The 4,832-nt window shown below is 47.3% G+C and carries 4 protein-coding genes; 1 reads left to right on the forward strand and 3 read right to left on the reverse strand.

Going from position 1 to position 4,832, the window contains the following annotated elements:
- The 3 genes from ACLR2L_RS18920 to map all read right to left on the reverse strand — a co-directional run.
- Nucleotides 1–509, reverse strand: a 509-nt coding sequence (locus ACLR2L_RS18920; protein WP_413370417.1) for a 2,3,4,5-tetrahydropyridine-2,6-dicarboxylate N-succinyltransferase, incomplete at its 3' end; no start/stop codon positions are given.
- Nucleotides 506–3,148, reverse strand: coding sequence for a [protein-PII] uridylyltransferase (gene glnD, locus ACLR2L_RS18925; protein ID WP_140956217.1), 2,643 nt, complete (start codon nt 3,146–3,148; stop codon nt 506–508). The genes glnD and ACLR2L_RS18920, both read right to left, overlap by 4 nt.
- 113 nt (nt 3,149–3,261) lie before the next feature.
- Nucleotides 3,262–4,056: a type I methionyl aminopeptidase gene (gene map / locus ACLR2L_RS18930; protein ID WP_140956216.1), complete on the reverse strand. Its 795-nt coding sequence runs from the start codon at nt 4,054–4,056 to the stop codon at nt 3,262–3,264.
- Nucleotides 4,057–4,419: 363 nt separating this feature from the next.
- On the opposite strand from map, the gene rpsB reads away from it, so the two are divergent.
- A partial coding sequence (rpsB, locus tag ACLR2L_RS18935) for a 30S ribosomal protein S2 (RefSeq protein WP_413370420.1) occupies nt 4,420–4,832 on the forward strand: 413 nt, incomplete at its 3' end.

Genomic DNA, 4,832 nt, shown 5'->3' on the forward strand with positions numbered 1-4,832 from the left:
GGTTCTAATACACCACCGATACCCACACCGCCTGACAGATGCACGTTTTTACCGATTTGCGCACATGAACCTACGGTTGCCCAGGTGTCTACCATAGAACCTTCACCAACGTAGGCGCCGATGTTAACGTAAGAAGGCATTACCACCACGTTCTTACCTACAAACGAACCGGTACGGACGGCAGCTGGTGGCACAATACGCACGCCTTCGGCGGCGAATTGCTCAGCAGTATAATTCGCGTATTTTAGCGGAACCTTGTCGTAAAAACGGCTTTCTGCACCTTCCATTACGCCATTGTTATGCAAACGGAAGTAAAGCAGTACGGCTTTCTTCAGCCACTGATGCACAACCCATTCGCCGGCAATTTTCTCTGCTACACGCGCTTCGCCGCTGTTTAACAGGGCAATAGCATCGCTTACCGCTTGCTTAACGTTGGCAGGGGCGGCTGATGGAGTAATGTTCTCGCGGTCTTCAAAGGCCGCTTCAATAATGGCTTTTAATTCAGTCATGGTATGTTGATATCTTCAAGTTGATCAAGTTTAAACAATATGCGCTTTTTAAGCGCAGTCTGTTCTTCCGGCGTCAGGGCTTTACCTTGCTCATTACTGACGATAAACACGTCTTCGGCGCGTTCACCGATGGTGGCAATTTTGGCTAATTTTAATGTGAGTTTACAATCGACAAAAGCATGGCCTACTTTTGCCAAAATTCCAGGCGCATCCAGTGCTTCCAACTCTATCAGGGTGGCATCGTCCTGTGCCGAATAAAAACGCACCTTTACCGGTACGTTTAGTTGCTTGTGCTGACGCGATAGTTTACGCGTATTTGTATGGCTTCTGCCAGGTTTTAATAATTGATCGGCAATCGCCGCTTCAATAGAACGCATTCGGGACTCACTGTCGATACGCGAACCGTCGTTTTCCAGAATTAACATGCTGTCAAATACCTGCCCGTCGCGGGTGACCGCAATATGCGCATCGCGAATCGTGCAGTTGCGACTATCCAGCACTGAAGCAACCTGTGCAAACAGCGCTGGGCGGTCCTTACCGTACAACAGTAATTCTGTTCCACCTTTGGCAATGGTATTGTTGGTTTTGATCAGCATGATCGTATCGTCTTCACCCGGCTTAAACGAGAGAATTTCCTGGGAATGCCAGGCAATTTGCTCCGGACGGAAGCGGGCAAAATAGTCGTCTTCAAAGCGTGACCATAAAGCAACCAGTGCATCATTGCTAACACCTTGATTCAATAGCAAGGCGAGTGCTTTTTCTTTGTGTTGCTCGACGCGCTCCTGCATTGTAATGCCACATTGCAAACCGTTGTCTAATGCTTTTTGGGTCATCAGGTATAGCTCTCTGAGCAGCGAAGATTTCCAGTCGTTCCACAGGTTGTCATTCGTTGCGCGAATATCTGCAAGAGTTAGCGCATAGAGTAAATTGAGATGATTATGGCTGCGTACTGCGGTTGCAAAGTCATTCACAACATCAGGATCGTAAATGTCGCGGCGCTGCGCTACTACCGACATCAGCAGGTGGTGTTCTACTAACCAGGCGATCAGTTCAGCGTCAGTTTCATCAATATGATGGGCCTTGCAAAATTCTGCTACGTCTCTGGCTCCCAGCGTTGAGTGATCGCCGTTACGACCCTTGGCGATATCGTGGAAGATAGCGGCGATATACAGTAACTCGGGTTTATCTAATTCTTTTACAATTCGGCCGCAACGCGGGAATTCTATATTGCTGGCTGAAAAATAATGATTAACGTGTTTAACCAGGCGATGGGTATGTTCATCAACAGTGTAGGCATGGAATAAATCGAATTGCATCATACCGACTATGTGATCCCACTGGGGCAGGTACGACTGCAAAATACCGTACTGATGCATGACGTCCCAGGCAAAATCAAAAAAGTGCGGATGTCTGAATAATTCGATGAGCTTCGCCCGGCAAGCATCTCGCTCAACGTAATAAGCACTTTGAAAACGTCGGCGTGCATTGCGTAGCTGTCGAATACAGTCTGTATCCAGGCCTACAGTGGCGGGGGTATCTGCTATTACCTTCAAAAAGTCTAAAATGGCCTCAGGCGTTGGGAAGACATTTTCGTGTACCGGCGAAATCCGCCCGTCAGATAAACAGAAGTCACTATTAATGGGCTGCTTATTGCGAATAGACTGATTGAGCATGTCATAACGAAAACGTTGCAGCAGTAATTGGTTTAGTTCGCTTACTCTTCTTACAGTGCGGAAAAAAGCCTTCATCATTTTTTCGACGGCGGTTTTGTTTTCCTCGCCATATCCCAGCATGCGCGCAACGTCGGTCTGATAATCGAACAACAAGCGGTTTTCACTGCGACCTGCCACAATATGTAAGGCAAAGCGAATACGCCACAATGCCATGCGGGATTCAATCAGTTCAGCGTGTTCCTGTTCGGTAAAATAGCCATGCCCAACCAGGTTCCACCCGTCGTATTCTTTAAAGTGTTTCTTAGCTACCCAGCCAATCGACTGAATGTCCCGTAAACAGCCTGGGTTTTCCTTTATGTTGGGTTCGAGGTTATAAGACGTACCGTTGAATTTTGCGTGACGGGCAAGCTGCTCTTCATATTTGGCTGTAAAAAAGGCCTGGCTAGTCCAACTACTTTTCACGTTTACAGCGTGCCACAGGTCGTTGAAAGTCTCGTTGCAACCGCATAATAACCGGCTTTCCACCAGGTTTGTGGCAATCGAAATATCGTCTTTGGCCAGCTTAACCGTTTCTTTAATTGTTCTTACCGACTGGCCTACGTCGAGGCGTATATCCCACAGTAACGTGATAAATCTGCCTACTTTTTCTTTTACCTCAGGTTTCAACGGCTTTTTGCTGACAATCAGCAGGTCGATATCAGAATAAGGCTGCAAATGACCCCGGCCATAACCGCCCACAGCGCACAGAGCCAGGTGTTTGATGTCGGTGAGTCCGTACAGTTGCCACAAGCGCTGAAGCAAACTATCGATGAAAGTAGCGCGCCCGGTTACCAGCGTATCAATGGGGGCCTGGTTAAAAGAAGACGTGAGCCAATCATAGCTGTTTTGCACTAAACCTTTTATGGTTTTTATATCGTCTACAGAATCCAGTGTTGATACGCTGTCACATAACTGTTGTAAATTCACTAGGCTACCCACTTGTTGACTTCAGGGTTAACTGCCAGGTAATGAAAATAGCCGTTGCGCTGACCTGGCAAGAAAAAGCCCGTAAACCGGGGGATTTACGGGCCGTAAAGTAACTAAGAATGATGATAAACGCGCTGGAGTGCTTCTTCTTCGCGAAGTGTCAGCACTTCAACGCCGTCTTCCGTTACCAATAAGGTATGCTCCCATTGAGCGCTCAGACTGCGGTCTTTAGTGACCACGGTCCACTGGTCAGGCAAAACCTTTGAATGTCGTTTGCCCGCATTCACCATCGGTTCGATAGTAAAGCACATTCCAGGCACCAATTCTTCACCAGTGCCAGGACGGCCATAATGCACGATTTGTGGTTCTTCGTGGAAGCCTGCACCAATACCGTGACCACAATATTCACGCACAATCGAATAGTCGTGAGCTTCTGCATGCGACTGACAAATGTGGCCAATATCGCCAAGGCGCATGCCTGGACGCACCTGTTGAATGGCTTTGTAAAGGCATTCCTGGGTTACGCGAATTAAGCGCTCAGCCATGATGCTGGGTTTCCCAACAATAAACATCTTGGAAGTATCGCCGTGATAGCCATCTTTAATCACGGTAACGTCGATGTTCACTATGTCGCCGTCCTTGAGCTTTTTATCAGACGGAATACCATGGCAAATCACGTAATTTACCGACGTACAAATCGATTTGGGAAATGGCGGATGCCCGTAGTTCAGCGGGGCCGGGATAGCCTGCTGCTGGTTAACTATGTAATCGTGACAAATCGTATTGAGCTCGTCAGTGGTTACCCCTTTTTTGACGTAATCGCCAATCATGGTGAGCACTTCTGCCGCAAGACGACCTGCGACACGCATTTTTTCGATTTCTTCAGCGGTTTTAATAATTGCAGCCACCCGAATCCTCTTTCATCTGGCAAATCATAAAAAATGGGATAATCCGCCCTGTTTGTTTTGATGAGGGCAGGTTAATGAACGGCTATGGTAACGAATACCGCTGCGCCTGTATAGTTGTACACGCTGTTATCCGTACAATTTGACCGGTTTTCTTGAGTCTTTTGAGGCTTTGTGGTATAAAGCGCGCGCTTTTGAAAATATCCGTATTTCGGATGTGGTTTCAGTGCTGTCACAGTGCTGCAACACTCAAGAGTATAAACTTAATTTAAACACACACATACACTGTTACTGCGTATCGGGGTGTCCGCTTGCGGATCGATATAAGGGGTGTATGGAGGCCTAACCCCAATTGAGGAAAAATCAATGGCAAACGTATCTATGCGTGACATGCTGAAAGCCGGCGTGCACTTTGGTCACCAAACTCGTTACTGGAACCCAAAAATGAAGCCTTTCATCTTTGGTGCTCGTAACAAAGTTCATATCATCAACCTTGAAAAAACGGTTCCACTGTTCAACAACGCACTGAACTTCCTGTCTGGCGTATCTGCCAAGAAAGGTAAAGTACTGTTCGTAGGCACTAAGCGTGCTGCTGGCGATGCAGTGAAAGAAGCGGCACAAAAATGTGACCAATTCTACGTGAACAAGCGTTGGTTGGGCGGTATGTTGACCAACTGGAAAACAGTTCGTCAGTCAATCAAGCGTCTTAAAGATCTTGAGCAACAAAGCCAGGACGGTACTTTCGAAAAGCTGACCAAAAAAGAAGCGCTGATGCTTCA

It is taken from the genome of Alteromonas sp. AMM-1, from assembly GCF_047290655.1.
Classification (GTDB): domain Bacteria; phylum Pseudomonadota; class Gammaproteobacteria; order Enterobacterales; family Alteromonadaceae; genus Alteromonas; species Alteromonas mangrovi.